The organism is Microbacterium sp. HA-8 (assembly GCF_046111165.1).
Classification (GTDB): domain Bacteria; phylum Actinomycetota; class Actinomycetes; order Actinomycetales; family Microbacteriaceae; genus Microbacterium.
Genome location: NZ_CP162025.1, coordinates 1,255,039 through 1,278,700, shown reverse-complemented (window position 1 = coordinate 1,278,700; position 23,662 = coordinate 1,255,039). Strand labels below are relative to the sequence as shown.

The window sequence follows — 23,662 nt, the reverse complement described above, 5'->3', positions numbered from 1 at the left end:
CGTATGAGTCAGTCGAAGAGGATCTCCGTCTGCGAGGCGGGCCTGGTCGTCAATAGGCGCCCGCCGCCGATCCCGCTGGCGGTGGCGCGCCGCTGATTCTCAAGAAGCAGACGATCGAGCGTCTCTACGCGGTCTGTGGGGCTGATAAACCACCTCTCGACCTGACGGTAGGAGTGGAAGCCGTGACTCAGCCGGAGGTCGCTCCAGCCGTAAGCCTCCACAGTGGCCTCGTCAATCTCGACGTGAATGCTCCTGAGCCGCGCGACGTCGGCGTCCCCCTGAACCGCGGGGTCATCGATGAGGTTGTAGAGGTTCGTGAGCCCCAAGTTGCGGCGCAGCATCACTTCCCGTCGATCGCACTCGAGGGTCCGACCAGCAGCGGCGAGTCGCCGCGTGCTCGGGGGGAGCGGGAAAGTCTCGAAGACGTCTGAAGGTGTGTAGCGAACGCGCGTCTCCAACGTGGACCCATAGGTGATTGCCCAAGTCCGGTGCAGTGTCGATGACAAGACTGCTTGGGCGCCGTAGTCATCAATCGCAAACACGCCAAGCATGTGGCTGAAGACTTGCCCAGTGGACACGCGCATCGGCATGACGGTCTTGCTGACAAGCGCGATGACCAAGACCTCAGACAAGTCCGCGATCGCCTTGCGGAGTGCGGGTCGCTTCTCTCCGTACTGCCACCACCGCTCGGGCAAGGGTTTACGGAGTGCGTACTCACCATCCGGCTTCAGGCGCTGTCGCTCCGGCTTCACGCGATCGACGAGCCGGCGGTACGGGAGCGAGTACGCGCGTGCTCGCTCCTCCGACCAGTCATTGAAGTCGACGACCCATCGAGAGGCAGAGGCGTCGGGTCGCTGGTTGAGATCCTCGCCATTGAGGTACGGGAATAGCACCTCAGCGTTGCGGGGATCGGCGGCAATCCACTCTTGCACCTCGTTCGGCTCCACGACGAAACCCATGCCCAGGACGTAGCAGCCGATGAAGGCCAGCCCAGCGTTCTCTACGAGACGCTCTGGCATCCTGTCCACACGACCAGCGGCCTCAAGGAGGGTACTGATCCGTCGAACGTTGACGTCATCGGCGATGCGAGGCAGCTCGTCGTTCACGGAGCCGCGTGTGCCCCACACTGCCGCGTACTCAAGGTTGGCGCTGGCCGCGGGCCACGAGCGGCTCTGGATTGCGCGCGTGATGATGAACCCGTCCGCAACCATTGCATCAAGTCCGACCTCACGAGAGTCGCCCTGCGCGACCGTGTTCGTCGCGATCAGCCCAAGCGTGCCATTCGCCTGCAAGAGAGAGGTCGCACGGCGACGGCAAGGGCCGATGTGCTGGCCGGATGAACCTCAACCAAGCACGCCGCTGCGTCCTGTATGCCCGCCTCAGTGTCACCAAGGAGGAGTCCGTCTCAATCGCCCGTCAGCTCCAGTCCTGCCGCCGCTACGCCGAAGCCCGCGGGTGGGAGATCGTCGGCGAGTTCGTCGATGACGGCGTCTCTGCCACGTCCAACCGACCCGAGGAGCGCCACGGGTGGAAGGCGTTGCTCGCTGCTCGTGACTTCGATGCCGTCATCATCTGGAAGGTCGACCGACTTGCCCGTCGGGTGCTCGACTTCCTCCACGCCGACGAGACCCTTCAGAAGCGCGGCGCAGGTCTGGTTGCCGTGGAGGACCCGATCGACATGACCAGCCCCCAGGGCCGCGCGTTCGCGGTCATGCTCGCCGTCTTCGGCGAGATGGAAGCCGAGGCGACCCGTGCCAGGGTACGTGCTGCTCGCGTGCAGATCCTCAAGGACGGCCGCTGGCCCGGCGGTGGCATCCCGTACGGATACCAGTCCGTTCCGAACCCCGACGGTCCCGGCCGTGTGCTGGTGAAGGACGATGAACGCATCGAGTGGCTCTCTGGCGTCGTTGCCAAGGCGCTGAGGGGCGAGACGGTGAACGCGATCGCCAGCTGGCTCACCGACAGCGGTGCCCCGCTTCCCGCGCGCCGCACTGAACGGATATCGGGAAGCACATCGTGGAATCGCCAGACCGTGGACGGTCTCCTGCGGAACCCCGTGCTGGCCGGGATGACGCCGCACAACCCGGGCCGCGCCAAGAGCGCCAAGCGGGTCGACCCGTTCGCCGTGCTTCGAGACGAGCGGGGACAACCCACGATCAACCCAACTCTCGCGATCATCACGACCGAGGAGTTCGCGACCCTGCAACGGCTGCTCGACACCCGAACCGTGCCTCAGGCCCGCAAGCAGGCCGAGCGCCAGTCCACGAGCGCCTTCCTATCGCGAGTGGCCCGATGCGATGAGTGCGCGGTGTACCTCTGCCGCGGTACGAATCAGAAGCGTCCGGTTCTCTATTGCCCGAAGTGCCGCCAGACGATCGGACGTACCGCGCTCGACGCATACCTGATCGACCGGCTCCTCATCGAGCGCCCCGACGAATTGATCGGCGACACCGCGGTCGACGAGGCCTGGGCGCGCGCCGGCCACGACGACGTGGCACGGCGCGCGGTGCTGGTGTCTCAGCTGGACACGCTCGTCATCCGCCGCGGCGTCGTCGGGCGCTACTTCGATGAGGAGCGAGTTCTGCTGTCGTGGCGACCGCGGATCTCAGGGTAGTTGCTGAGAAGTAGTGCCGGCGGGTTCGTCAGTCACGTGGCCAGCCAGCCGGTGAGGCTCCAGGTGAGCGGCGTCGGCCAGGTTCTGCCAGTTCTGAGCGATCCCCTGCAGCTGTCGCAACGTGAACTGGAAGCTGAACGCAGCGTTACCCTTGGCCCTCGTGGGTTCGCGCCATGTCCAGAGCACCTCGTTCGCGTAATGGTGCGACCCATGCACAAGGTGATTTCGCCACTCGTGCTGGGCCTCGTATCCGTCGACGATGTGTGCGAGCTCGCTGTCCGGATCGGAAACCTTCCTGAGCTCCTTGACGAGAGTGGCTCCGCTCAGTCCCCGGCGTGGTGGCTGGGCGGCAGAGGGGTCGAGCAGTCGGTCAAGTAGCAGCTCAACTCGGCCACCGAGGTACAGGACTCGACCAAGCGCGACCGCGAAGGCGTCGGGCAGCTCTTCCATTGCCCAATAATCGCATCTCAGTGGGCGGGTGAATCGATGCGATCACAATGATCACGGTCGGACGCATGCGGCAGACTGGTGCCCATGGCAGACAGCACGGACACGCCCACCCCAGCGGACACGGGCTACGTGCTCAACTTCCCTACCGACGGCGCGTCTTTCAGCGTGCGCGAGAACCTCGTGGACATCCTGGAGCGAGAGTTGCTGGGGCCGATCCACGGCGAGAAGGAGTTGCTCCCGTTCAGCCCGAAACAGATGTATCTCGTCGGGCTGATCGCGCCGGTCAAGCTCACGAGCACCGATGAATCGGGGCTCGATCAGGACGACGCCGACGACCTGGCCGAGGTGCGTCTCGACGAGGACGGTGTGACCGAAGGGCGCGGAGTCCCGACGGTTGCGGCCGACGAGAGCGAGGCGGATGCCGAAGAGGACGACGTCGAGGACCGGGCACCCAAGCAGGGTCTGATGATTCCAGCGTCGATGGGACTGCGGTTCCAGGTGCCCAGCGATCTCGCGTCGTTCGATGTCACGGCCTCGTGGGGCACCTACGAGACTGTCGAGACGGACGAAGTGTCGAAGGCCGGACGTCCCATCCGGAAGTACCAGCGCACCCCGGTCGAGGAGACCCGGACGATGACGCTCGCGGCGCTGACTCCCGGTCGCACCGAGACGGTCGTGCTCCGAGACGCGATCTGCCTGCGGATCGACCGCTACGACGACGCCAAGTACGGACGGGTGCTCATAGAGATCGCGCTGTGCAATGACCGCGAGACGCCACTTCCTATCCCGTCGAACATGTGGATGTTCCAGACGAAGCTCCTCATCGACGCCCGTGGCACCGAAGCATTCCTGCCGGTGCGAGACGTGCTGGAGCAGGACTGGCCCGAGCACGACGACGAGGTCCGGCGGCTCGACCTCCAATACAAGGACCGGCTCGAGTTTGCGATCGGCCGCACCTGCTCGGCCGACTGGGTCGTGCGCAAGGGTTCGCGGCGGGCGACGTCGGTGTCGACGACATGGCTGCCGAAGGTCGAGACTCCGCAGACCAGGGCCGGCGAGGTCGAGAGCGCGACGCTATCGATGAAGACGCTGGCCTCCGTCGCTCCTGACGAGTTGCGCGCCGGGCTCGCCCCCTTGGTCTCCGGTTATGGGGCCTGGCTCGACCGGCAGGAAGGCGTGGCGGCGCAGCTTCCCGAGCACTTGCGGGAGATCGCCGACGTGGTGCTGTGGGAGGCTCGGCAGGCGCACCAGCGCCTTGTCGAAGGGCTGGAGTTCGTCGCCTCCGACGCAACTGGGCTTCAGTGCTTCCAGTTCATGAACCGGGTCATGCGCGATCAGCGCCTCGCTTCGCAGGTTGCCGAAGCGCGGAAGTCCGATTCGGCACTGTCGATCGCGCAGGCACGGCAGGGCGTTGAAGCTGCAGAGGCTGATGGAAGACCTGTCGCGTCGTGGCGTCCGTTCCAGCTCGCGTTCATCCTGATGCAGCTCGGGTCGCTGACTGACCCGACGGCCGCACTCCGCAGTGCGGAACATCAGGCTCGCGTGGAGCTGCTTTTCTTCCCGACCGGCGGTGGCAAGACCGAGGCATACCTGGGCCTGGCCGCCTACACGTTCGCGATCCGCCGGCGGCAGGCAGTCGTGCAATCAACCGACGGCCCTCTGAACGGCAGCGATGGGGTGTCGGTGCTGATGCGTTACACGTTGCGCCTACTGACGGCGCAGCAGTTCCAGCGCGCGACCGCGCTCGTCTGCGCCGCCGAACTCGCCCGCCGTGAGGACGAGTCGACCTGGGGCGCCGAACCGTTCCGCATCGGCCTTTGGGTCGGTACCGATGTCAGCCCGAAGCGGTTCGAGGAGGCCGACGAGCAGCTCAAGAAGGTCAACGACGGTGCCTCACACCGACTCACAGTCCTCCAGATTCAGCGGTGCCCGTGGTGCGGGACCGAGATCACCGCGGCAAACGTGAAGGGTGACGCCACCAGCCGTCGGGTGTTCGTGCACTGCGGTGATGAGCTTGGCCGGTGCCCGTTCTCTAAGGGCGGCGGCGTGCCCGAGGGGCTCCCGGTGCTCACCATCGATGAGGAGATCTATCGGCTCACCCCAGCATTCGTCATCGCTACCGTCGACAAGTTCGCCCGGCTCGCACGCGAGGGCGAGGCCGCCTCACTGTTCGGGTTCGTGAGCAGGCGCTGCGGGCGGCACGGCTACGTCCACCCTGACTACACCGGCTGCACTGTGCAGTCACACCCGGCGAACCACGGCCATCCTGCCGCGACGGTCATGCCCGTCGGCCGACTGCGTCCGCCGGATCTGATCATCCAGGACGAACTGCACCTCATCACCGGGGCCCTCGGCACGGCCGTCGGTCTGTTCGAGGTCGCCGTCGAGACGCTGTGCTCGTGGGAGACGCCCGAAGGCAAGCCGGTCAAGCCGCTGATCGTCGCCTCAACGGCCACTGTGCGCAACGCGGTCGAGCAGGTGCGCCAGCTCTACGGACGCAAAGTGGAGATCTTCCCGCCGCAGGTGCTCGATGTCGCCGATACCTTCTTTTCACGTGAGGTCGAAGTCTCCCAGGAGAACCCCGGTCGTCGCTACATCGGTGTCAGTGCGCCGGGTGTGCGCCTCTCGAGCGCAGAGATCCGCCTTGCTGAGGTGCTGTTGCTCGCAGGCCAGTTGCTGCTTGACCGCACCGGCATCGAGGCGGACCCTTACATGACTCTCGTCGGGTACTTCAACGCCACGCGAGAGCTAGCCGGCATGCGCCGCTACGTCGATGACGACGTCAGCACACGCGTCGGCAACCCCCGCCGAGACTCCGGATTCCCGAGGCGCTATGGCACCGCGTTCGGAAACCTCAACGTGGCGGAGCTGACATCACGGATCTCGGGTGCCGACATCGGCAAGACCCTCGACAAGCTCGGGCTCGAGTTCGACCCGGGCTATGACACGACCGCAGAGTTCCAGGCGCGAATCGCGTTGCGCCGAGAAGACAAGGCGGCGCCCAAGCGCGACGGCGACGCACCCTTCGACGTCGTCCTCGCCACGTCGATGCTCCAGGTCGGTGTCGACGTGCAGCGACTCGGGCTCATGCTCGTGGTCGGCCAGCCGAAGAACACCGCCGAGTACATCCAGGCGTCATCGCGAGTGGGCCGCGATGCGGCACGCCCGGGCCTGGTCGTGTCGCTGGGGAACTGGGCGCGGCCACGCGACCTCGCCCACTTCGAGCAGTTCCGGCACTACCACGACACCTTCTACAAGCAGGTCGAGGCGCTCTCCGTCACGCCGTTCTCGCCGACTTCGCTGGAACGCGGCATCGATGGGCTGCTCGTCAGCGCCGCGCGCGTCGCCCAGGCGACCGTCGCCGACGGTCTGTCACCCGAGCGTGAGGCGGGCAAGATCGCCTCGCAGCATCCCGCAGTCAACGGGATCATCGACCGGTTGAAGGCGCGGATTCTCGCCGCGTCCCAGGACGATGACCTCACGAAGAAGGCCAGCGACCTGCTGACCAACCGCGTCGACCGGTGGGCGAGCCGCGCCGGATACGCCAGCGAACGGCACCAGACACTCGTCTACGAACGCACCGGCGAGGGCGACAAGTACCTGCCGCTCATCATCAGCCCCGAGAACCACCGCGCCAACGTCGGCAGCACCAGTGAAGCTCCGTTCGTGATCGCAAACTCGATGCGCGAAGTGCAGCCGGAGATCAACATCCTGGTCTCGCCGGTATCAGACCGACTCTTCGCCAGGACTCCCGTGGGCGTCGACAACTGGGCACTGCCCACCGGGGAGGACGACTGATGACCGACACCACCACCGCGCCATTGGCCGACAACAACGACGCCCTCGACCCGCTCGGCGACGCCGACGAAGGCCTCGCGAAGAACCGTGCCAAGGTCGGGTCCGCACGTCCTTCATCGCTCCTGTACACCTACGGCCCTGGCGCGATCATGGACCTGCCGAACTTCTCGGTCATGCCCGCCGGACTCGACGACTGGGAGCCGATCTGGAAGCGCCGCGAGGTCGTCCCGACGATCGTCGAACCGCGCCTACTCGACGTCGTCCGGCTCCATCTCGGCCCACAGGTCGACGCGCTGCGACCGTTCCCGTGGCAGCCCAAGAAGGGCTCGATGTCGACCGAAGGTTCGGACCTCGGCCTTCCTGCGCGGGTGTTCCCGCAGTGGTTCAGGTGCACCGGTTGCGACTACCTTGGCCCGCTCACCCGGTTCACCTACACGAACACGCATCCGTTCCGGCCTGACCTCGCCCAGTTCACGCACAAGCCTTGCCCTGGTCGCGGCGGACGAGGTCGCCGCGAGGGCAGCCCCGCGGTTCCCGCACAGCACCTGCTGACCTGCACCAACGGACATCTCGACGAGTTCCCCTACACACTCTGGGTTCACCGCGGCCAGAAGTGCCCGAACGCCGAGAACCCCGACCTCAAGATGCGCGACGCCAACGTCGGCAAGAGCGTCGGTTCCACGATCATCTGCCAGTCGTGCAACGCCACTCGCGGTATGGCGGAAGCCCAAGGGGCGAAGGGGCGGCTCAAGCTGCCCCAGACCTGCCGCGGACGCCACCCCCACCTCGGAGCGTTCTTCCCCGGCTGCAAGGCGCAGCCCGCGCTCATCATGATGGGTGCCTCGAACCTGTGGTTCCCCTCGACGCAGAGCATCATCGTCATGCCGCGCTCGGACGCCGAACAGAAGGAAGCACTCGCCGACCAACTCCGCGTCGAACTCGGCATCGACCAGATCCGGCAGTTCGCCGACCAGATCCCGGTCATCCGCGCCCTCTCCGGAGCACGCAACATCGACGTCACCGGACTCACCGACCACGACATCACCACGGCCGTCGCGGACGTGCTCGCACCACCGGAGTCCGAGGAGGACCGCGAGGAGCGCCGCGCCAACTGGGACCCGATCGAACTACTCATCCCCGAATGGCGCTACCTCCAGAAGCCGGCCCTATTCCCCGAACAGCAGAACACCACCGGACTCATGGTCACCGAGATGCAACGCGGTACCGAGCTGCACCCCCGCGTCAAGCGTGTTGTCGGCGTCAACCGGATGAAGCGCGTCAACGCCGTCCTCGGATTCACACGCCTCGATGAGATGGACCGCGTCAACGACGTCGCGTCCCGCCTGGTCAACCTCACCCGCAACGGCAAGCCCACCTGGGTGCCCGCCACCGAAGACCGCGGCGAAGGCATCTTCCTGCAACTCGACCTCGACGCCGTCGCACAGTGGGAACGACACATCGAGACCACCCCGCTCTGGAACGCCCACCTCGAGGCCCACCGCCGCAACTTCGCCCGCCGATTCTCCGAGACCGCCGCAGCGATCAACCCCGACACCCGTCTGCCGGGGCCGCGCTACTGGCTCCTCCACACCCTGTCCCACATCCTCATCCGCGAGATGGCGATGTACTCCGGGTACGGAGCAGCCAGCCTGACCGAACGCATCTACGCATGGCAGGAGGAGCCCGGACGCGAGGCCGCGGCAGGACTACTGATCTGCACGACCGCCTCCGACAGTGAAGGCACACTCGGAGGGCTGGTGGCCCTGTCCGAGCCGGACAAGCTTCAGGGCATCGTCCTCTCTGCGGTCCGCCGGGCCTGGCGCTGTTCCTCTGACCCGATCTGCGCCCAGCGGACGCCGTCGGACCCCGAGGACTTCCTGCACGGCGCCGCCTGCCACACCTGCTGCTTCGCCTCCGAGACCTCGTGCGAGAAGGCCAACCGCTTCCTCGACCGCCGGTTCCTGCTCGACCTCCCGACCGCGAACGGGTCGACCGTGCCAGGGTTCTTCGGCAACTATGGCCTCTGATCCGCTCACCGAACTCGGCAGCTTCCTCACCGCGACCGAAGCGGAGCGCCTCGCCCTGCAGTTTGAAACCGGTACGCCGGTCAGCGTCGCCGTGCGCGAGATCGCGATCGCCCGACGCGAGAACGTGAAGGCGCTACTCGCTGCCTCAGGGGTTGGTCCCAGCGATCGCAGCCGCGCTGTCAGTGTGCTGCGCGCGATCGCAGGCGCCAAGGCCGTCCTGCGCGAGCTGACCCCGGTATGGACGATGCCCGGCAACGAAGCCAACACCGGCCATTTGACCAGCGAGTTCCACCGCATTGTCGGAGCTGCGAGGCAGTCGGTGACGGCGGCTACCTACAACTTCCAGGACACGTCGCAGATGTGGACGGCGCTAAAGGCAGCCTCCGAGCAACCCGGCGTCGTCGTCACCGTGTACCTGGATGCCGCAGTCGCCGATGCCTCGACTGTGAAGGGGCAGCTCCCACAAGCTACGGTCTACCGCTCAGCGGCGTTGGCAAACGGCAAGCAGGTCGTCAGCCACGCGAAGTTCATCGTGGTCGACCACGAGCTGCTGCTGATCACCAGCGCGAACTTCAGCTACTCTGCCGAGAACCGCAACGTCGAGTTCGGCATCCTCGTCCGCGACACCGCCCTCGCCACCTCCGTCGAGGCCGCCATGGCGAGCAAGCACGGGTCGCTCTACGAACTCATCAAGGCCTGACGAAGCACCAGGGCCGGGCGCGGCCCTGTCTCGTGAGACACCCGACTTGCGCATAAAGGTCGGTTCGAGCACGCGGGAGTCGATCCGCTCAGACTCGTGCTTAACGAGGTCGAGCATGTCCTCGACCATCCACGCCGGCGTGAACACCTCGCCATGGTCCGCAACGCGTTGCTTGGACTTCACCAAGCGCTGGGCGTCTTTCAGGTTCATCTTCACCCCTCCCCGTGCTCGTCGTTGTCATGAGCGTAGGAGCGACCACCGACACCGGGATGGGCTAGGGGGAGATCTTGGTCACTGGCCGCCGCACCCGCGCGCACCCAGTCGTCGATCTCGCTGGCTTGGAACTTCCAGAGGCGTCCGACCTTGTGGGCGGGCATCGCCTTCTCGGCGATCCAGGTGTAGACGGTGTCTTTGGTGATCCCGAGGTGGGCGGCGATGTCGTCTGCGGACAGCCACGGCTCAGCCACGTTGGTCCTCCCTCGCTCAATGGCCCAGGCAGGCCAACACCCACGATGATACCGGCTGAGGTACGGCTTGAGTTGGGTTTCTCCGGGCGTGGCCGAACGAGACAGGTTTCGAGAGTCGCCGCTGCGTTCTACCGATCAGCGTGGGATGCGCACCTTGAGCCAGGCGGTCACTGTGTTCTGCCAGCGGTCCAGATCGCTGTTCCAGCAGAGGGTATGGCCGGCATCGAAGGTCTCAAGCTCGACGAGGTCCGGGCGAGCGTTTCGGAGTGCTTGTGAGAGCCGGATCGGCACGGAGTCGTCTCGGGTGCCGTGGACGATCAGGGTCGGCGTGTTGAGCTCTACGGCTCGGGATGTCCAGTCGAAGGTGGGAAGTGGGACGCGTCCCGGCAGGCCGACTGTGCGTGCCAGTGGGTCGAGGGTGAGCCACGGGATCGCGAGGTGCCCGGCTGCTGCAGGCCATCCGCTGCGGGCGCAGTTGGTCTTGATGACTTCGGTCCAGTCGAGGACTGGGGAGTCGAGTATGAGCGCGGCGATCAGTCCCTGATGTCGCGGGTGGTCGGCGAGTTGGAGAGCGACAGCGGCCCCCATCGACCAGCCGAACAGGACAATCTGCTGCGCTCCGCGTCGGACGGCGTATCCGATGGCCTCGTCAACGTCGCTCGTCTCGGCGTAGCCGAGGGTCGTCCGGCCGGTGCCGACTCGTGGCCCTTCGTCGGTGTTGCGATAGCTCACGAGCAGGGAGGTGTAGCCGAGCTCGGTTGCGGCGAGGACGCCGCGGAGGGTGCCGGCGCGGGTGCTGCCGAGGCCGTGGATGTGGATGGCCCAGGTCGCGAGGTCTCCGTCGATGCGCCAGGCCGGGCATGGTCCTGCGGGGGTCGTGATGGTGATGTCGCGTGCGCGGAGTCCGGCGTCGGCTGGGGTGGCGTAGTAGATGCCGCTCCAGGAGGCGCAATCGCCGGTCTTCGGAGTGAAACCCGATGTGGTGCCCGTGATCCTGCGAGCGACGCGGGTGGGTCCGCGATCGACGGTATCTGCGGAGAGCTGCGCCCAGCCGCCGTGCTCGAACCAGAGATTGTAGATGCCTGGCGCGGTGGCCTGGTCGGTGCGGTCGAGCACGATCAGGTCGCCGTCGTCGGCGTGCTCGACGCCTCGAACGGTGAGGTCGAATATTCGTGGGCCGACGGGTGCGGTGAGCCGCCGCGCGATGGCCCAGCCGACCCAGGCAGCCGCTGCCACCGCGGCCCCAGCGCCGAGAGCGATGCGGCCTATCACGACTCCCGCTCCTCGACGTAGGGAACGGGCGAGGTCGCCGCGAGGGCGCTGTCGCTTCCGACGAGGTGGCTCTCGGCGCGTTCGAGCAGGTCGCGGTCGTCGGCGTCGATGTCGAAGGTGATGCGGGGGTCGATCATCGCGTCGCGGATTTCGACGATCACTCGATGGAGGTGCCCTTCGGGGTCTTCGCTACTGGCGGCGAGGGGGTCGGCCTGGCTCAGCCCGGGCCGTGCGCGCGTCGCCTGGTGCCAAAGCGACTCCAGCTGCGCTGTGAGGGCGACGGTCTGCCTCTGCCGGGCGTGGTGCTGAGCGCGACGGACGGCAGGCTGGATCGCGAACCCGGCGCAGAGGAACACGAAGGTCAGGACGGAGAGCGGATCGTAGGCGGACTGGATAGTGTGCATGAGGTCGAGATGGCCGGTGGCGTGGGCAATGTCCATCACGATTACGGCGAGGCAGAGCGCGACGCCGAACGCCGAGCCCAGGCTCAACAGTGCCGCGGGGAGGTGCTGGATGCCGGTGCTGTGCCGGTACTGCCTTATGGCGAGGACGAGCATCGCCACGACAATGACGAGGCAGTAGATGAAGTTGATGATCGAGTAGACCGCCGCCGCTGGCTGTGCGCCGAGGTCGATCATAAATCGTGTGGTAGTGGTGCCGCGGTCGATGAGCAGGAACGATGCGGTGATCGCGAGCAGCGCGACGAGCAGGACGGGGATGCTGACGGCGGCTCGGACGAGCCTGGGCCGGTACTCGCCGGTCTTCATGACGCCGCGGCCGAGGAAGAACAGCCCGGTCATCAGGAGCGCGTCCGCGATCAGGGTGGCGAGGTTGGTGCCACCGAGCAGTCGATCGACGGCGCTGTAGGCGGCATCCACGTTGAGCGTCATCGCGATGGCGATCGTGAGGGCGGCATAGGTGATGCTTCGGTCGGTGCGTTTGCGTCGGAAGATGAGCAGGCTCGCCACGAGCGCCCACATGAGCGTTGCGACGAGCGTCTGGATCATCCGAATATCTCCGAGTATCTGGACTCTGCGAACACCGATCCTCGGATGCCGGCGGCGAGCCGGTCGGCGAGGGACTCGGCGGCGATCTCGGTTTCGCTGTCGAGGTCTTGCCGCCTGAGCAGGCGACCTCTGGTGTACGGCGGGATGTTGGGCAGCAGTGCTTCCCCGACTGCACAGTCGTCGCCTTCGCCGTGGCCAAGGATCATGTGGGCGAGCTCGTGGAGCACGAACTGCTGGCGATGCAGCGCGGAGTCGCTGCGGGCGTGAAGCACGACGTCTTCGGCATCGGTGGAGAGCCAGAGCGCGCAGAGGCCATCGTGGGTGTCGAGGCCGGCGAGTTCAACGACGCGGAGCCTACGGTGCCGCCGGTCTTGGACGGTGTGGAGGAGATCGTCAAGGGCGAAGGTGTTGCCGAGCTCAAGGCCCGCGACGGCCGCCGATACGGTCTGTTCGATGTTCACGGTTCGCCCCTTCTCTGTAGGGAGCAGGGACCGGTGGCGGCTCCGTCGCGCGGTACCGGTCAGTGCTCGGGCATGTGTGTCATTTCCTCGTCCAGGAACTTGGTGATGGCGTGGAGTGCTTTCGGCGAGATATCGCCGAGGGTGCGGGCAGCGTAGGACTTCACCTTCGCGACACGCATGGACCGAACCAGGTCGAGCTGCGCAGAGACCTTCTCGGGAGTGGCAGCACCGTCCTCGCCGAGCAGGAACGCGGCGTCCACGTCGAAGAACTCCGCGAGCCCTTCGAAGACGGCGGGGTCTTGGACGTAGCGGTGGCCGTTGACCATGTACGTCCAGCGCGACCGCGACAGGTTGGTGCCTCGTTCTTGGAGGTAGCCGGCGATCTGCGAGTAGGTCGGCTCCGTGCCGGACTCGGCGACGGCGACATCCATCAGGAGCCGCAGACGTTTGGCGAGGTCTTCGGCCGCAGCCTGGCTCTCGTCTTCGGTCATGGTGGCTGACCCCCTTCCCTTCGCGACGGGCAAGGCATCGATGTGGGCCACCCGGAGGGTGGTTGTGCATGCTCAACCGTACTTGTTGAGCATGCACAAATCAAGGCTTGCGCATGCTCAACGTCGATGTTAGAACAGGACTCTGGGACATTTGAGCATGCTCAATGTAGGCGTCCCGGTCTCGGCTTGGGCTGCCTCAAGGAGGTGAACGATGTCCAGCTCACGTTTCGGGCGCGGGTGTTCGCGCCTACCTGCCAGGTGTACCGCCGCGCGCAGCTGCGTCGCGGCCCGCCGAAGAGGAGGCCAGAGCATGGCATCGAACGAGGACGCCCGCGCGGCGCGAGAGGCGAAGCTCGACGAGCTGCACGAGAAGCTGACCGGAGCGGTCGAGTCGCTGGTCTCGGGTGACGATTGGCGGCAGGCGCTCGCGTTCGCGGCACGGTTCCGGTCGCGGTCGTTCAACAACACGATGCTGATCTGGGTGCAGCACGAAGCCGCCTACGAGGCGGGCCGGGTGCCAGAACCCTTCCCCACCCTGGTCGCCGGATACCGGCAGTGGCAAGGGCTCGGGCGGCAGGTGATGAAGGGCCAGCTGGGGTACATGATCTTCGCGCCCGTGACGGGCCGGTTCGCTACCGCGACCCCTGCCGATGCGGGATCGTGGCGACGACTCGGGCCGAGGGAGAAGCCGAAGGCCGGCGAGGTGGTGCGCTCGCGGATGGTCGGGGCCAGGCCGGCCTACGTGTGGGATGCCTCCCAGACCGACGGCGAGCCGCTGCCGGTGCCGCCCGCTCCGACGCTGCTGGAAGGCGAAGCACCGACGGGGCTGTGGGAGGGGCTGGCCGGGCAGATTCGCGGCGCGGGGTTCGAGGTGCTGCGGATGCCGCACGAGGGGATGATCTCCGGCGCGAACGGCATGACCGACTACGCGGCGCGCACGGTTGCGGTGAGGGAGAACATGGACCCTGCCGCGCAGGTCAAGACCCTCGCGCACGAGCTGGCGCACGTGCTGATGCACGATCCCGACGACGAAGAGGCGCGGCAGCATCGCGGCATCCGCGAGGTCGAAGCCGAGTCCGTCGCGCTGATGATTGGCGCCGCGCACGGCATGGACACCGCCCGGTACACGATCCCGTACGTCTCGACCTGGGCCACCCGCGTGGACGGTCAAGAGCCCGCCCAGGTGGTGCAGGGCACCGGCGAGCGGGTGCGGAAGACCGCGCTGGCGATCCTCGACCAGCTCGACACGCTCCAGGTCGGCGACGGCACCCCGCCCGGCCTCGAACGCGACGCCCCCAGTCCGCGAACTTCCCGTGCGGCTGCGGTGGAGGCGAATCGTCCGCGTGTTGCGCCGGTGCCGGCGCTGTCGGGGCGGGTGCTGTGATGCCCGAGCCAATCGATGTCCTCGCGGCGCTGATTCGCGTGGATCGCGCGCCAAGCCTGGCGTTCGCCGCGGGCGCCCTCGCGGCGGCCGGCGTGCCCGTGTTCCCGTGTCTGGTCGAGGGGAAGCGTCCGCTGACCCGTCGTGGGTTCCTCGATGCGAGCAGCGACCCGGAACAGGTCGCGGCGTGGTGGTCGCGCACACCGGACGCGAACATCAGCATCCCGACAGGCGCTGCATCGGGCGTTGTCGTCGTCGATGTCGATGTCCATGGCCCCCACGATGGCCGCGCGGCATTCGAGCGCGCCTCCGAGGCGGGGCTCGTCGATGGAGCGGGTCTGTTGGTGCGCACACCCACCGGTGGCGCGCACGTGTACTTCCCGGCGACACAGGGCAGGGAGCAGCGGTCGTGGCAGGCAGCTGACGTGGGCGTCGATTTCCGGGGCGACGGCGGCTACATCATCGCTTCGCCTTCCCGGCGAATCATCGACGGCAACGTCCGCCGCTACGAGGTCGCCGACATCGCTGCGCACTCGGTGGGCACGGTGGACGCGACCCGCCTGCGGGACTTCCTCGACCCGCGCCCCGTCACCCGACCACGCGCCAACGACACCTCGGTCGCCGTGGATGGGAAGCGGCTGGCGGCGTGGGTCGCCAGGCGGGGCGAGGGCGAGCGGAACCGGGGCCTGTTCTGGGCCGCCTGCCGCCTCGCCGAGAACGGTGTCTCAGCCGCCGACGCGCTCGATGCCCTGGGTGCTGCGGCACAGTCGGCGGGTCTGGGCGATCGCGAGATCGCCACGACGGTGCGCTCGGCCTACCGCGCCACCCAGCCTCCATCGGAGGCCACGTCAGGCCGCCGGATGCAGAGCGCGGATCGGTGGTTCGGCTACTCGGCGAGCCCACCGTCCCCAGCCCTTGGGAGGGCTGGGTTGTGAGGCGTGAATCGGAAGGACGGCGCTGGGCCGCCATGACGGCGGTCGCGGGGACGGTGTTCATCGCCGCCGGGGCGTTCTGGCTGTCGTTCACGTCGCTGGCCGATCTGGCCGCTCGCTCCGGGATCGGGGCGGGGCAGGCGTGGGCGTGGCCGCTGATCGTGGACGGCATCATTGTCGTCGCCACGGTCGCCGTCGTCGCACTCGCCGGGCAGCACTCGGCCTGGTATCCGTGGGCGCTGTTGGTCGGCGGCGCGCTCGTGTCGGTGACGGCGAACGCCATTCACGCCGTCGTGGCCGCAGACGCCGACGTCCCAAGGATGCTCGCGGCCTCGGTCGCCGCCGTGCCGCCCGTCGTCCTGCTCGCCATCACGCACCTGACAGTGATCCTCACCCGCACACCCGACCCCGACCCCGACACGCAACCTGCCGCCTCGCGTCCGACGGTCGCTGCGGAGTCGATGCCAGCGCTGCCGTCTGGCGAGCCGGAACCGAACCGTCGCGACGATGGTGTGGTGGATCGGCGGGCGCTGGGGTGGGAGCTGCGGGAGGCGGGCTGGTCGAACAAGCGGATCGCCCGCGAACTCGGGGTGCATCCCTCGACCGTAGGCCGCTGGTTCGCCGTCGCACACCTGACTGACACAAATGACACCGCCGACGAGCGGGAGGAGACGACCCCATGAACACCAGCGACAACGCGCAGCACACCGACTCGGTAAGGCCCGATCCGGCGAGGCTGGTCCTCGAGGAGCCGCGGGAGCGCCCCGAGCCAGTCGAACCGGCGAGCACGCCGGAGGCGGTGCAGGCCGCGCAGGTCGCCCGCGACGACAAGCAGCACGCGATCGTTCGCGGGCGCGGCGTGGAGTGGGTACGCCCCACCGACCTGATCGCCCGGCACTCCGCGCACGCAGCCGGCCGTGGCCTCGACTTCCAGGCCGAGCTGGCACGCCGTACTGGCACCCCGCTCGGGGCCGCAGTTCGTCGTCTCGGGGGCCGTGCCCGGCGACTGCCTCCGATCTCGGCGTTCGGGCGCAGCACCGCGCCTGCCTCGCAAGTGTCCCGCTCCGGGGTCTCGATGAGTTGACGGCGGTGAGAGGTCATGGCTGCGACGGCATCGGCATGCAGGACGCACTCCTGGGAGCGAGTGCGCACCTGCCTGCCAGGAGGTGCCGACACCATGACCACACCAACCCGCACCAACACCGCGCAGCCGCCAGACCGCGGGGGTGAGGACTTCACCACCAGCGAGGGCGTGCGCGCCCTGCTCAATCGCCTCGCCGAGGGTGGCGAGGATGCCTGGGTTCACGACCCGGTGGCCCGCGACCTGATGGAGTTCGCAGCCGACAAGTACCGCGCTCTCGCGAGGAAGCACAAGCTCGACACCTGGGAAGCGGTCACGGCGGCGTTCGACGCGATGCAGTACCGCTCGACCCGCGAAGCCAACGATCCGTGGGCGATCATCACCCACGCCGTGCGGATCACCTGCGTCTACGAGGAACGCGCCCAAGGGCTGCTCTGCTCGGTGCACCAGGCGCGCCGCGCGCACGTCTCGGCGTTCCACGATCCCGAACGGTTCTCCGAACGCGACACCGCGCTGGCCGACTACCATCCCGCGTTCCACACCACTGACATGCGTCCCAGCGATCTCGAACCGGAGCCGCGCGACGGACTCGGGTCAGCGCAGGCGTGCATCTCCGCCGGATCGGCGGCCGAGGACGCCATCGCGATGCTGTGCCTGCTCCACTGGCCGACCGACACGGCGAGGGCCGCTGTCGAGCACGTCTGCGGCGCGTTGATGAAGGCCGGAACCCGACAGTCTGCCTACGAGGCGCTGCGCCGCGACCGGCACGCGCGGGCACTGCTCGACCTGCCGCGCCGCTCCTGGTCCGCCCTCCTGAAAGCGCTACTCGGGAACCCCCACCCGGCCTACGTGGCCACCAGCAGCGGTCGAGGTGTCCTGCTCCGGCTGCTGCTCGGCGAGACCCTCGACCTGCTGCTCCGGGACGACGATCTGATCCTCGCGCTCGCACTGGCTGCTCCGGGCGGTGGGGGCGGTGAGTCGTCGTGACCGAGCCACAGGTCGGCAGCATCCAGCTCGACCGCACCGTCGATTCGATCCTCGTCGGCACACGGCACCGCGCCGATCTCGGCGACATCGACGCCCTCGCGGCATCCATCGACCGCGACGGCCTGCTGCAACCTCTCACGATCACCATCGACGGAGTGCTCGTGTGTGGGGCACGACGCCTGACCGCGATCAAGAAGCTCGGCTGGCGCACCGTCAACGTCTGGGTTCGCAGTGGCCTGTCCGACCGGCTTGGGCAACTCCTCGCCGAGCAGGACGACAACATGCTCCACAAGCCCTATGTCGCGCGTCAGAATGTTTGGCAGGGGTAGTTAGTTGCTGATGTAACGCCCCAGCTGAGAGGTCTGAATGTCATGAGTCGTCCACCGACGATCCCCGTGGAGAAGAAGCTCCGCATCGTGTTGTCCGTGTTGCAGGGCGAGATCACGATCGCTGAAGCGGGCCGCCGTGAGAAGGTCTCGGAGCAGGCCATCGGGAACTGGAAGCGCCAGTTCCTCGAGGGCGGCAGAGCCGGCATCGAGGCGGGTAAGTCCAAGCCCTCGACCCGCGAGCAGCAGCTCGAGGACGAGGTCGCCGAGCTCACCCAGGCGCTGGGTGAGGCCGCGGTCGAGATCCGGGTCTGGAAGAAGAGCGCCGAGGGCCGCCTGGGCCCTTCGAGGACCTCGAGGTGATCCGCACCGAGGCGGGCATGTCGACCGCGAGGTTCTGTCAGCTGATCGACATGCCCGAACGCACCTGGCGGCGCTGGCAGGCCAAGGCGAAGACTGACCGGCCGCCGAAGGGCCCGTGGCCGCAGCCGGCGCGAGACGCGGCCCGGCCGCTGGTGGTCGCGCATGCGTTGAAGAAGCCGGAGTGGGGCCACCGGAAGATCTGGGCGATGACCCGCCATGACGGACACAAGGTGTCCCAGGCGACCGTGCTGCGGCTGCTGCGCGATGACGGGCTGATCCTGCCATCGGAGTACCAGAAGCAGCGTCGAGAACTCGCGAAGAACCGCAAGGCCGCGTTCGCACGAAACCCGACCGGCCCGAACCAGGTATGGCAGTTGGACTTCAGCGAGTTCGAGACCACCCAGGGTGGGATCTGGAGGATCGCCGGCTGCCGGGACTGGTACTCGAAGCTCGAGCACCCGTTTCACACCTCGCCGACCGCGAACCAGCACGACGCGATCGCCGCGATCGAACTCGCCCTCGTCGACTACGTGACCCTGTTCGGCCACCCCCTCGTCGACCAATGTCAGGTCGACGACGAGACCGGCGAGCTGCTGCCGGTCGTCACGATCGTCACAGACAACGGCGGTCCATTCCGATCGATGAACTTCGAGCTGTTCATCATGCGCCACCCCGAACTGCGACACGTCCGCACCAGGGTGAAGTCACCGGGGCAGAACGGATCACGCGAACGCGGCTTCGGGACGCTGAAGTACGAACGGCTGTTCCTCGACGACATCCCCGACGCGCTCACCCTCGTCGAACGCGCCGAGGACTACCGCATCGAGTACAACGAGACCCGCCCTCATGAGGCGATCGCTTGGAACCGGCCGATAGAGGTGCACATGGGCCTGGCCGACCCGACCATCCCCAACTTCGAAATCGAAGAATCCCTGCCAACTACTTGACGCGGGACACCTACACCCAGCTCGAAGCCGCCGGCCTCTACCGCGAGATCAAGCAAGTCATGGCCGAAGACGCCGCCCGCCGCAAGAGCGCCACCCAGTTCAGCAGCGAAAACCAGCCGGGAAACGACGGTCCCGCAAAATTTGCGGGACCGTCGAGCGCACTCGGCGATGCGCGGGGGCAAGCGGCCGCGATGATTCCCGGCGGTGCCTCGCACACGACACTGGAGAAGATCGGCTACCTCGAAGACATCGCCAACAACCCCGCTCAGCCCGAGACGTTGCGCGCCGAGGCCGCCGCCGGGCTGGAACGGATCGAGGCCGGTGACCCGGTGCATCCCATCTACCAAGCGATCCGCGAAGCCGACACCACCGAGCGGGAGCGGCGCGAAGCCGAACTGCACGCCCGCGCCGAAGCAGCCGTAGCCCACGCAAAGTCGATCAAGAAGGGCAAGCGCACCCCACCCCGTCCATTGCCGCTCGTCACCGACGACGGGCAACCAGTCCGCTACCCAGTCCGGGCATTCGTCCAGACCTGGGGAGAACTGGCCGACTGGTGGGCCCATTACGACGCCGACACCCTCGCATCCGAGCTGACCGACGAGCAGTTCGAGAACTTCCTCGCCACCACCGACGGCACCGTCCGATTCGCCGACGCCCTCCGAGCCGCCCGCGAAGGCACGGCGGATCGGCCCCGACTCCGCGCGCTCTGACCGCAGGCGCAGGTGCCGGGTGCGCACCTGCTCGGCATGAGCCCTGCACCCACCGATCCCTGGAACCGCCGCCGACTCGTCGCCCTCATCACCGCCGGCATCGTCCTGCTGCTCCTGGCCGGCGTCGGCGTCTACGGACTCCTCACCGGCCCCGGCAGCAGCACCAGCCCCGATCCTGACCCGGAGCCCGGCCCAACCACGACGGCACCGCCGACGATGGCCCCGCGCACGCCCCGGCCACCGCAAATTCCAGCGGTTCCGCGTTCGGCCAATCCCGAGACCTTCGCTCGGGGCGTCGCGTCCACGCTGTTCGCCTGGGACACGGCCTCGGGTCTGTGGCCGCTGGACTACACCTCGGCGATCCTCACGGTCGGTGACCCCAGCGGGGAAGAGCAAGCCGGTCTGGCCTCCGACGTAGCGACGTACCTGCCGACCCGCGACGCCTGGATCGAGCTGCGGCAGTACGCTACCCGCCAGCGGCTCACCATCGAGGTCGCGTACGTCCCCGACGCCTGGGCCGACGCGGTAGCGCAGGCACAGCCGGGGCAGCTCGCGGCAGGCACGACGGCCGTCACGATCGAGGGCACTCGTCACCGTGCCGGGGTCTGGAACGGCCAACCGGTGACCAGCGAGCATCAGGTCGCTTTCACCGTGTTCGTCGTCTGCGCACCGACCTATCCGACGTGCCATCTGCTGCGGCTGTCGCAGCTCGACAACCCGCTGCGCTGACGGGGATGGTGTCGTGTTCCGCAAAGCCGCCATCGCAGCCCTGGCGCTGCTGTTCTTCGCCCCCGCCGCAGCACTCCTCGGCGTCGGGGTGCTGATGAACCCCGCTGCCGCCTACTGCGCCACGCCTACCGGGACTGTGAACCTCGGACTGATCCCGGACTCGCTCACCGTGACCACCGCGAACGGCGAGACCTTCACTCTGAACCGTCAGCAGCTCAGGCACGCGGCCACGATCATCTCCGTCGGCAACGGCATCACCGACATGGGCAGACCAGGAATCAAGATCGCGCTGATGGCCGCACTCACCGAATCCACGCTGCGGATGCTCACCAACACCGGCACCTACCCCGAGTCGGCGAACTACCCCAACGACGGCAACGGCGGCGACCACGACTCACTTGGCCTGTTCCAGATGCGCCCGCGGTCCGGGTGGGGCTCGGTCGCTGAACTCATGGACCCCACCTACCAGGCGCGAGCGTTCTTCGGCGGGCCGACCGGCCCGAACTACCCCTCGCCACGTGGCCTGCTCGACATCCCCGGCTGGCACCAGATGGACGCCGGCGAAGCCGCCCAAGCCGTCGAAGTGTCCGCCTACCCCGACCGCTACCGCAACTACGCGCCCGTCGCCGACAGCATCCTCGCCGCCCTCACCAGCGGAGGCAGTACCGCTGGTGGTGTGGGTGGTCCGGCCGTCTCGTCGTCGCGGGTGGTGTTCCCGCTACCCGAGGGCACCTGGGTGCTGACCTCGCCGTTCGGGATGCGCGTGCACCCGATCACGGGCGAACGGAAGATGCACACCGGCACCGACTTCGCAGCACCCGACGGCACGCCGATCCTCGCCGCCGCGGACGGCACCGTCACCGTCGCGGAGTTCTCCGGCGGGTACGGCGGCCTCATCGTCATCGAGCACACCATGGACGGCAAGACCATCGCGACCGCGTACGCGCACATGTGGCAGAGCGGCATCCACGTCCGTCCCGGAGACCGGGTGAGCGCCGGGCAGCACATCGGCGATGTCGGCTCCTCGGGCATGAGCACCGGTGCACATCTGCACTTCGAGGTCCGGCCCGGCGGCACGAACGGCGAGACCATCGACGCCGCCGCCTGGCTCAACGAGCACGGGGCTGCGAACCTGCCGACGGCGACCAGCGGATCACCCGCCGCCTGCAACAACAGCGCCGCGGGCGCGCCGACCGGTGTCGATGGAGATCCCGATCGGCTCATCGACGATCCCACCAGCTCGGGCAAGATCACCGCCCGCTTGCTCCACCTCTACCAGCAGACCCCCGCCGCGTTCCCCGACACCGGCTGGGGCTGCTACTCGCCGCGCCCCGGAACCAAGTCGGAGCATCCGCTCGGCAGGGCGTGCGACATCACCTTCGGCAACCGGATCAGCCAGCGACCCACCCCAGCACAACTCGACGCCGGCTGGAAGGTCACCAACTGGATGAAAGACAACGCCGACGTGCTCGGCATCGAATACCTGATCTGGCAAGGGAAAATCTGGTCCCTCGCCCGCGACGCCGAGGGCTGGCGACCCTACAACGGCGGCGGCATGCACGATCCCGCCTCCATCACCGGAGGCCACTACGACCACCTCCACGTCACAGTCAAGGCAAACTAGCAATTATTACATTAGATGTAAGCGGCGACGGCCGGGATCATGCGGTTCCCTGGTCAGGCAAGGGTATCAGTGAAGCACGTTGGCGTGCTCGAAAGCCGCCTCTGACCAGGGGAAACGCGCCCAGGCTTACATCAGATGTACTTTTCTTACATTAGATGTAAGACTTGCAGGGTGGACCTAGAGGACGGTAAGCAGCCTGGATCGGTGACGGCGTTGAGGCCGGGCAACGTAGCGTTGCTGCGCCCGGCCGAGCAGGTCTTCGATGACATGCTCGCGGGCTGGTCGGCACAGCAGTCCTCGCGGATGTTGAACCCGAACACGATCCGGGCGCGGTTGGCTCAGGTGCGCCGGTTCGCCGGGTTCTGCGGGAGCCTGCCGTGGGAGTGGACGCCGGCCGATGTCGAGGAGTGGACGACCGAACTGGTCTCCGGTGAACGTCCGTGCTCGCATGGCACGATCCGCTCCTATCAGAATGCGGTCGCGCTGTTCTGCGACTACCTGACCGACCGCCGCTACGGCTGGACCGAGCGGTGCGAGGAACTGTTCGGCACACACCCGGTGCAGGTCTGCCATGAGTGGAACACCGTCATCCACACGAGCGATCACGAGGCACGCCCGGCGGTGCGGCCGCTGTCGCGGGTCGAGGTCCAGGAGTTCTTCGACTATGCCGACGATCGCGTGGACCGGGCCCGCACGCGAGGCAAGAAGGGCTGGAAGTCGTTGTTTCGCGACGCGACGCTGTTCAAGATGATCTATGCCTTTGGCCTGCGTCGCCGTGAGGTCGCGATGCTGGACCTGCACGACTTCACTCGTAATCCCACGGCCACCGAGTTCGGCCGGTTCGGGGTCTGCAACGTCCGCTGGGCCAAGGCCAGCCGCGGTTCCCAGCCCAGGCGTCGGACGGTGCTGGCGGTGTTCGACTGGACTCGCCCAGTGATCGAGGAGTACGTCACCGAGGTCCTGCCGCTGTTCGACACCGGCGGAACTGCGATGCTCTGGCCGACCGAACGACAGTCGCGGATCACGGGCAGCTACATCGGGATACGGTTCGCCGAGTACCGCGACGAGCTGGGCCTCGATCCCGCGCTGCACCCGCACTGCCTGCGGCACTCCTATGTGACGCATCTGATCGAGGACGGCTTCGACCCGCTGTTCGTCCAGCAGCAGGTCGGGCACCGCTGGGGCTCGACCACCGCCCTCTACACCGGCGTGTCCGGCGACTACCGCAACCGCACCCTGCGCCGCGCACTCGATGGCGCGTTCACCCCGCCCGCGACCGAGGAGGTCTGATCGAT

The 23,662-nt window shown here is 67.4% G+C and carries 22 protein-coding genes and 1 pseudogene; 16 read left to right on the top strand and 7 right to left on the bottom strand.

Going from position 1 to position 23,662, the window contains the following annotated elements; genetic code table 11:
• Positions 1-8: 8 nt before the first annotated feature.
• Complete coding sequence (locus AB2L57_RS06165; RefSeq protein WP_409048326.1) at positions 9-1,106, bottom strand: type IIL restriction-modification enzyme MmeI; 1,098 nt, start codon at positions 1,104-1,106, stop codon at positions 9-11.
• 230 nt (positions 1,107-1,336) lie between these two features.
• Here AB2L57_RS06165 and AB2L57_RS06160 point away from each other — a divergent pair, with 230 nt between their 5' ends.
• Positions 1,337-2,614: a recombinase family protein gene (locus AB2L57_RS06160; protein ID WP_409048325.1), complete on the top strand. Its 1,278-nt coding sequence runs from the start codon at positions 1,337-1,339 to the stop codon at positions 2,612-2,614.
• Here the strand turns inward: AB2L57_RS06160 and AB2L57_RS06155 are convergent.
• Positions 2,606-3,064 carry a hypothetical protein gene (locus AB2L57_RS06155; RefSeq protein ID WP_409048324.1) on the bottom strand — a complete coding sequence of 153 codons (459 nt, stop codon included), beginning with the start codon at positions 3,062-3,064 and terminating at the stop codon, positions 2,606-2,608. The genes AB2L57_RS06160 and AB2L57_RS06155 overlap by 9 nt on opposite strands.
• 84 nt (positions 3,065-3,148) lie before the next feature.
• Between AB2L57_RS06155 and drmA the strand changes: the two genes are divergently transcribed.
• The 3 genes from drmA to drmC are packed head-to-tail and all read left to right on the top strand — an operon-like array spanning position 3,149 to position 9,589.
• On the top strand, positions 3,149-6,862 hold the full coding sequence (gene drmA / locus AB2L57_RS06150) for a DISARM system helicase DrmA (protein WP_409048323.1): 3,714 nt from the start codon (positions 3,149-3,151) through the stop codon (positions 6,860-6,862).
• The gene (gene drmB, locus AB2L57_RS06145; RefSeq protein WP_409048322.1) at positions 6,862-8,889 is read left to right on the top strand and encodes a DrmB family protein; all 2,028 of its coding nucleotides are present in this window, start codon (positions 6,862-6,864) and stop codon (positions 8,887-8,889) included. The genes drmA and drmB overlap by 1 nt, the downstream gene beginning before the upstream one ends.
• On the top strand, positions 8,879-9,589 hold the full coding sequence (gene drmC, locus AB2L57_RS06140) for a DISARM system phospholipase D-like protein DrmC (RefSeq protein ID WP_409048321.1): 711 nt from the start codon (positions 8,879-8,881) through the stop codon (positions 9,587-9,589). Before drmB ends, drmC begins: the two co-directional genes overlap by 11 nt.
• Before the next feature lie 212 nt (positions 9,590-9,801).
• Here the strand turns inward: drmC and AB2L57_RS06135 are convergent, their stop codons facing one another.
• The 5 genes from AB2L57_RS06135 to AB2L57_RS06115 form a co-directional block, all read right to left on the bottom strand.
• A complete protein-coding gene (locus AB2L57_RS06135; protein WP_409048320.1) occupies positions 9,802-10,056 on the bottom strand; it encodes a helix-turn-helix domain-containing protein in 255 nt (84 codons plus the stop codon).
• Positions 10,057-10,191: 135 nt separating this feature from the next.
• Positions 10,192-11,328, bottom strand: coding sequence for an alpha/beta hydrolase (locus tag AB2L57_RS06130; protein WP_409048319.1), 1,137 nt, complete (start codon positions 11,326-11,328; stop codon positions 10,192-10,194).
• Positions 11,325-12,335: an MAB_1171c family putative transporter gene (locus AB2L57_RS06125; RefSeq protein WP_409048318.1), complete on the bottom strand. Its 1,011-nt coding sequence runs from the start codon at positions 12,333-12,335 to the stop codon at positions 11,325-11,327. The genes AB2L57_RS06130 and AB2L57_RS06125 overlap by 4 nt, the downstream gene beginning before the upstream one ends.
• Positions 12,332-12,796 (bottom strand): hypothetical protein, encoded by a 465-nt coding sequence (locus AB2L57_RS06120; RefSeq protein WP_293787885.1) that lies wholly within the window; start codon positions 12,794-12,796, stop codon positions 12,332-12,334. Before AB2L57_RS06120 ends, AB2L57_RS06125 begins: the two co-directional genes overlap by 4 nt.
• 59 nt (positions 12,797-12,855) lie before the next feature.
• Complete coding sequence (locus tag AB2L57_RS06115) at positions 12,856-13,287, bottom strand: hypothetical protein (protein ID WP_293787884.1); 432 nt, start codon at positions 13,285-13,287, stop codon at positions 12,856-12,858.
• A gap of 310 nt (positions 13,288-13,597) precedes the next feature.
• On the opposite strand from AB2L57_RS06115, the gene AB2L57_RS06110 reads away from it, so the two are divergent.
• The 12 genes and pseudogenes from AB2L57_RS06110 to AB2L57_RS06055 all read left to right on the top strand — a co-directional run bounded on the left by AB2L57_RS06110 (position 13,598) and on the right by AB2L57_RS06055 (position 23,657).
• A complete protein-coding gene (locus tag AB2L57_RS06110) occupies positions 13,598-14,671 on the top strand; it encodes an ImmA/IrrE family metallo-endopeptidase (RefSeq protein ID WP_259801025.1) in 1,074 nt (357 codons plus the stop codon).
• Positions 14,671-15,603 (top strand): bifunctional DNA primase/polymerase, encoded by a 933-nt coding sequence (locus AB2L57_RS06105; protein ID WP_409048317.1) that lies wholly within the window; start codon positions 14,671-14,673, stop codon positions 15,601-15,603. The genes AB2L57_RS06110 and AB2L57_RS06105 overlap by 1 nt, the downstream gene beginning before the upstream one ends.
• A 32-nt stretch (positions 15,604-15,635) precedes the next feature.
• Positions 15,636-16,283, top strand: a complete 648-nt coding sequence (locus AB2L57_RS06100) for a DUF2637 domain-containing protein (protein ID WP_409048679.1) — start codon at positions 15,636-15,638, stop codon at positions 16,281-16,283.
• The gene (locus AB2L57_RS06095) at positions 16,280-16,684 is read left to right on the top strand and encodes a hypothetical protein (RefSeq protein ID WP_144588144.1); all 405 of its coding nucleotides are present in this window, start codon (positions 16,280-16,282) and stop codon (positions 16,682-16,684) included. The genes AB2L57_RS06100 and AB2L57_RS06095 overlap by 4 nt, the downstream gene beginning before the upstream one ends.
• A 93-nt stretch (positions 16,685-16,777) precedes the next feature.
• Positions 16,778-17,668: a hypothetical protein gene (locus AB2L57_RS06090; protein ID WP_409048316.1), complete on the top strand. Its 891-nt coding sequence runs from the start codon at positions 16,778-16,780 to the stop codon at positions 17,666-17,668.
• Positions 17,665-17,964: pseudogene (locus AB2L57_RS06085) on the top strand (ParB N-terminal domain-containing protein); the annotation flags it as partial. The gene AB2L57_RS06090 and the pseudogene AB2L57_RS06085, both read left to right, overlap by 4 nt.
• A 75-nt stretch (positions 17,965-18,039) precedes the next feature.
• A complete protein-coding gene (locus AB2L57_RS06080; RefSeq protein WP_081766164.1) occupies positions 18,040-18,357 on the top strand; it encodes a helix-turn-helix domain-containing protein in 318 nt (105 codons plus the stop codon).
• Positions 18,354-19,304, top strand: a complete 951-nt coding sequence (locus tag AB2L57_RS06075) for an integrase core domain-containing protein (RefSeq protein WP_036296135.1) — start codon at positions 18,354-18,356, stop codon at positions 19,302-19,304. Before AB2L57_RS06080 ends, AB2L57_RS06075 begins: the two co-directional genes overlap by 4 nt.
• A 59-nt stretch (positions 19,305-19,363) precedes the next feature.
• Positions 19,364-20,014: a hypothetical protein gene (locus tag AB2L57_RS06070; protein WP_409048315.1), complete on the top strand. Its 651-nt coding sequence runs from the start codon at positions 19,364-19,366 to the stop codon at positions 20,012-20,014.
• A gap of 36 nt (positions 20,015-20,050) precedes the next feature.
• Positions 20,051-20,743 carry a hypothetical protein gene (locus AB2L57_RS06065; RefSeq protein ID WP_409048314.1) on the top strand — a complete coding sequence of 231 codons (693 nt, stop codon included), beginning with the start codon at positions 20,051-20,053 and terminating at the stop codon, positions 20,741-20,743.
• A gap of 13 nt (positions 20,744-20,756) precedes the next feature.
• Positions 20,757-22,367: a M23 family metallopeptidase gene (locus AB2L57_RS06060; protein ID WP_409048313.1), complete on the top strand. Its 1,611-nt coding sequence runs from the start codon at positions 20,757-20,759 to the stop codon at positions 22,365-22,367.
• Between the two features lie 171 nt (positions 22,368-22,538).
• Entirely contained in the window at positions 22,539-23,657 is a 1,119-nt protein-coding gene (locus AB2L57_RS06055) for a tyrosine-type recombinase/integrase (protein WP_409048312.1), read from the top strand.
• Positions 23,658-23,662 lie beyond the last annotated feature (5 nt).

Coding starts and splice junctions, on each gene's coding strand:
- AB2L57_RS06160 (WP_409048325.1), top strand. CDS start 1,337: ATGAACCTCAACCAAGCACGCCGCTGCGTCCTGTATGCCCGCCTCAGT.
- AB2L57_RS06155 (WP_409048324.1), bottom strand. CDS start 3,064: ATGGAAGAGCTGCCCGACGCCTTCGCGGTCGCGCTTGGTCGAGTCCTG.
- drmA (WP_409048323.1), top strand. CDS start 3,149: ATGGCAGACAGCACGGACACGCCCACCCCAGCGGACACGGGCTACGTG.
- drmB (WP_409048322.1), top strand. CDS start 6,862: ATGACCGACACCACCACCGCGCCATTGGCCGACAACAACGACGCCCTC.
- drmC (WP_409048321.1), top strand. CDS start 8,879: ATGGCCTCTGATCCGCTCACCGAACTCGGCAGCTTCCTCACCGCGACC.
- AB2L57_RS06125 (WP_409048318.1), bottom strand. CDS start 12,335: ATGATCCAGACGCTCGTCGCAACGCTCATGTGGGCGCTCGTGGCGAGC.
- AB2L57_RS06115 (WP_293787884.1), bottom strand. CDS start 13,287: ATGACCGAAGACGAGAGCCAGGCTGCGGCCGAAGACCTCGCCAAACGT.
- AB2L57_RS06110 (WP_259801025.1), top strand. CDS start 13,598: ATGGCATCGAACGAGGACGCCCGCGCGGCGCGAGAGGCGAAGCTCGAC.
- AB2L57_RS06105 (WP_409048317.1), top strand. CDS start 14,671: ATGCCCGAGCCAATCGATGTCCTCGCGGCGCTGATTCGCGTGGATCGC.
- AB2L57_RS06100 (WP_409048679.1), top strand. CDS start 15,636: ATGACGGCGGTCGCGGGGACGGTGTTCATCGCCGCCGGGGCGTTCTGG.
- AB2L57_RS06095 (WP_144588144.1), top strand. CDS start 16,280: ATGAACACCAGCGACAACGCGCAGCACACCGACTCGGTAAGGCCCGAT.
- AB2L57_RS06090 (WP_409048316.1), top strand. CDS start 16,778: ATGACCACACCAACCCGCACCAACACCGCGCAGCCGCCAGACCGCGGG.
- AB2L57_RS06080 (WP_081766164.1), top strand. CDS start 18,040: ATGAGTCGTCCACCGACGATCCCCGTGGAGAAGAAGCTCCGCATCGTG.
- AB2L57_RS06070 (WP_409048315.1), top strand. CDS start 19,364: ATGGCCGAAGACGCCGCCCGCCGCAAGAGCGCCACCCAGTTCAGCAGC.
- AB2L57_RS06065 (WP_409048314.1), top strand. CDS start 20,051: ATGAGCCCTGCACCCACCGATCCCTGGAACCGCCGCCGACTCGTCGCC.